We start from the raw sequence: 4,154 nt of genomic DNA on the forward strand, positions 1-4,154 counted from the left end.
CGTAACGGCCGAGCATGTTGATGTGGCCGAAGCTCAACGGGGAAAGGTGGGCGACGTCCTCGGACTTCACCTCGTATCCTTCGGCGCGCAGCTGATTGAGAGCGGCGTCCATATAGATCGTGTTCCACAGGACGACGACGTTGACCACCAGGCCGAGCGAGCCGAGCTGGTCCTCCTGACCGTCGCGATAGCGCTGGCGCAGTTCGCCACGCTTGCCGTGGAAGATCACGCGCGCCAGCCTGTGGCGATTTTCGCCGCGGTTGAGCTGTATGAGGATGCGCCGGCGATAGCTCTCGTCATCGATGAACCGCAGCAGGTAGAGCGTCTTGATCAGGCGTCCCAGCTCCTGGAGCGCACGGGCCAGTTTCATCGGGCGATCGTTGGTCTGGAGGGTGCGGGTGAGCCCGGCGGCTCGCACGACGCCGAGTTTCAGCGACCCGGCGAGGCGCAGGAGGTCGTCCCAGTGGTCGGCGATGAGGCGCACGTTGATCCGGTTCGCCGCAAGCCCGTCGAGCAGGCCGTAATCAGCTTTCCTGTCCACCCGCCAGAACCGGGAGCCGCCGATGTCGGCGATGCGAGGACTGAACTGGTAGCCGAGGAGATGGAAGATTCCGAAGATCGTGTCGGTGTAGCCTGCGGTGTCGGTCATGATCTCGGTTGGAGAAAGCTCGGTTTCCTGCTCCAGGACGAGGGCCAGGAGATAAAGGCTGTCGCGCAACGTTCCGGGAATGGTGATCGCGTTGAGGCCGGTGTACTGGTCGGACGCCAGATTGTACCAGGTGACGCCGCGCTCGTGTCCGAAGTAGTGAGGATTGGGGCCGGAATGAATGGTGCGCACCGGCACGACAAAGCGCAAGCCGTCGGCCGAGGCAACTTCGCCGCCGCCCCAGGATCGGGCGAGTGGGACCGCGTTCTGCGCCGCCACCAGTGCTGCGTTGGCGGCGGTCAGCGTCTCGGCGCGCAGAAAGTTCTGTTTCACCCAGCTCAGCCGCGATCGGCGAAGCGCCGGGCTGTCCCGCCGGACAAGCGGCTCGAAGCCAGTATTGCAGGCTTCGGCCAGGAGAACCGCGCTGACGCTCGTCGCGATGTCCTCGGCGCGTGAACCACCTTCGCTCGCGTGGGTAAAATGCTCGGCAAATCCAGTCCGCGCCTGTATTTCGAGGATAAGTTCAGGCAGATCGACATGCGGGAGTCGGGTCTCGATTTCGGTGCGAAGCGCCACGAGGCTCGGCGGCTCCTCGATCTTGTCGAGCTGCGCGACCGACAGATCGACGCCGCCGGCCGTCGTCTCGAACGACAGCGCCGGGTTGGCGGGCGCGCGATCGGCGGTTTCCCGATAGGCGAGATCAAGGCGTGTCGAAAGCCGGGTCAGTTCCTCGTCGGCCGACGCCGAGACCCCGACCGTGCGACAAACGGCCGGGCGAGCCGCTTCCCAGGCCGCGCCGGACAGAAGACCCTTGCGTGGATCGGCGTAGCGCAGCGACCGGGACGCAAAGACATCCCGCCGGCGGATCGTGCGCCGGAGCTGATCAAGTACGCACAGCCGATAGCCGAACAGGTCAATCTTGCCGTCGGCCGCTTTCAACTGGCCAATCCACTCCTTCGGTGCGAAGGCGGCGGGTGCGGGTCCAGACCGTTTGACGCCATCTTGAAGGGCACGCACGTGTTCAACGGCATCCAGGAGCGACCTGCCCGCCGGAGCCGCGTCGAGGTCGAGCCCACGCAGCAGCGCCGGCGCGAAGCGAAACTGCCCCCGGTGTTTCCTGAGTTCGGCGAAATAGACGTCGTCGGGCGGCTCGGCGAGTGCACCCACCCGGTCATAGGCGGTTTTCAGGAGATCGCGCCCCACGGTCTCGAAGATGACGGCACGAACCTCGGCGTCCGGTGTCGCCTCGTCGAACAAAACGGCGGCGGCGTCGCGCAGCTTCAGCGCAGCGGCATCGAGGTCGCGAAGCGAGCGCAGACGCGCCTCCCTTGAGGCCGCCTGCGCATTGGAAAAGATCGTCGTGGTGACGACGTCGAACAGATCGATGACGTCGTCGCTGGCGCTGGCCTCGAGTGTGCGGATGAACGCCAGAAGCGTTGCGGTCCGCCGATCGTCCGGAAGTCGGGCGACCGCCTGTGCCTTGGCAGCGGACGCGAAGCGGGCGAGCGCATTGATGCGACCAGGCGGCAGCCTGTCGATTTCCGGCAACCCTTCCGTGATGACGCGGATTTCGTCGAGACGCGCCAGCGCCCGGCTGATCTCTGGGCCGCTCTGGATATAAGGACCGTCCCGAAGGCGATCGAGGGGGCTCTGGCGGACACCTTCCGGCACCACGACGAGAGCGTCGAGCCGCTCGCGCTGTTCGGGCGTCACCTTGTCGACGAGGCGGCGGAACAGACGGGCATTGGCGCGCGCGCGAACGCGGGAGACCGTCCGCTCGAGCACCGACAGTCCCGGCAGCAAAACCTTGTTGGCGAGCAGAAAGGAAACAGCTCTATCGAACAGCGCCGAGGGCCGGTCGGTGCCGGTCCAGCAAAGGGCGTAGAGAAAGCGGCTCAGCCGGAACGACACGCCGGGATCGGTGACGGAGCGATAGCCATAGCGTGCCCGGATGCGCGGGATATGTCGCCAGCGCGCCCGGTCGTTCGCATAGGCGAAAATCGCGCCCGGATCATTGAGGCCGAGTTGCTCTGCCGCGTACCCCACGGCGGACGCCGGAGCTGTCGCAAGGTCCTCGAGAAACACCCCGAGCAGGCGAACCGATCCGAGCTGGACGGCGACGCCCAGGCGGTTGCGATCGCCGCGATGCTCGGCGACAAACGCGCGATCGGCGTCATCGAGATAGAAGTACCTGACCAACTGATCGGAGGTCGGCTCGTCCGCGAAACGACCGTAGCGCCGGACCTGGTCCTCGGTGAGGAAGCTGACCGGCACGGGCTCTCCTATTTCGCGGCGACCGAACGCTTCTTGAGAAGATCAGCGGCACGCGGGCGCGGTTGGCCCTTGCTGTCGACATAGGCATAGAGCGTCGACAGCGAGACGCCGAGCTGGGTGGCGACATCACGGGCGCTGTTTTCCCGGTCCGCCATCATCGCCATCGCGGTCTTAAGCTTCGGACGGGTCATCATCCGCGGCCGTCCGCCGGCGCGACCCCGGGCTCGCGCGGCGGCCAGACCTGCCATCGTGCGCTCATGGATGAGATCGCGCTCGAACTCGGCGAGCGTGGCGAAAATGCCAAAGACAAGTCGCCCCGTCGCCGTGGTCGTGTCGACGTCACCGGTCAGCACCTTCAGCCCGATCCCCTGCTTCTGAAGCTCGCCGACAAGCCCGACGACATGCGGCAGGGATCGTCCGATCCGGTCGAGTTTCCAGATGACAAGCGTGTCGCCCTCGCGAGCGGTGTCGAGTGCCTGGGCAAGGCCGGGCCGCTCGGTGGCGCGGCCCGAACAGACATCCTCGTAGATCTTCCGACAGCCAGCCTTTTCGAGCGCATCGCGTTGAAGGTCGAGGCTCTGCTCGGCCGTCGACACCCGCATATATCCGATCAGCATGGTGATGTTCGCCCCCTTCGTCTATCAACGTAGCGGGGGCCAGGTTTTCTGGCTATAGGTTTATCCAAGGCTTTATATGAAATCGGCAGATCGTCGCGCCAGATTCGCCGGCGTGTTGTTCCGAGGTGCAGAAAACCGGGGTTTGTTGCGATGCCCGACACAGACCACCGCCCGAATGTTCCGGACCTGCCGCCGGAAGACAAGATGGGCTTTGCCGTGCCGAAGACGCCGGCCCACTCGCTCATGCTCCTGAACCGCTACATGCGGACCGACATGCTGCAGCACATCCATGTGCGTCTTCACAAGATGAGGGATGAAAACGAGCCCGGTTCCCCTTTGCATCATATGGCGAAAAGCCTCGAACAGGTCATCGGCACCTGGGACGGCATCAACCTGGTCGAATGCTTTACCCGCAACCACCTCCATATCGATCCGGATTACGAATTCCGGCCGGAGCAGGATTACCTCCACGACATCAGGCTGATGAAGCATCACCTCAAATGCCACAGGTCAACGATCAAGGAGCTGGATCGCTGGCGCTAACGCCGTGCCGGAATGTCGGAAAGCCCACCTCGGCCGCTTAAGTGAGTTTTCTGTTCCGTTGCTACTCAATGCCC

General features: G+C 64.5%; 3 protein-coding genes. 1 reads left to right on the plus strand and 2 read right to left on the minus strand.

Going from position 1 to position 4,154, the window contains the following annotated elements:
- Together FHS81_RS18525 and FHS81_RS18530 are read right to left on the minus strand one after the other, a co-directional pair.
- The coding region (locus tag FHS81_RS18525; RefSeq protein WP_183755058.1) for a Tn3 family transposase at positions 1-2,920 on the minus strand (2,920 nt) is incomplete at its 3' end.
- Between the two features lie 8 nt (positions 2,921-2,928).
- Positions 2,929-3,537, minus strand: coding sequence for a recombinase family protein (locus FHS81_RS18530; protein WP_056103234.1), 609 nt, complete (start codon positions 3,535-3,537; stop codon positions 2,929-2,931).
- Between the two features lie 150 nt (positions 3,538-3,687).
- Here FHS81_RS18530 and FHS81_RS18535 point away from each other — a divergent pair, with 150 nt between their 5' ends.
- Positions 3,688-4,080 (plus strand): hypothetical protein, encoded by a 393-nt coding sequence (locus FHS81_RS18535; protein ID WP_109614750.1) that lies wholly within the window; start codon positions 3,688-3,690, stop codon positions 4,078-4,080.
- The last annotated feature ends 74 nt before the right edge of the window (positions 4,081-4,154 follow it).

Source organism: Pseudochelatococcus contaminans (assembly GCF_014195635.1).
Taxonomy (GTDB): domain Bacteria; phylum Pseudomonadota; class Alphaproteobacteria; order Rhizobiales; family Beijerinckiaceae; genus Pseudochelatococcus; species Pseudochelatococcus contaminans.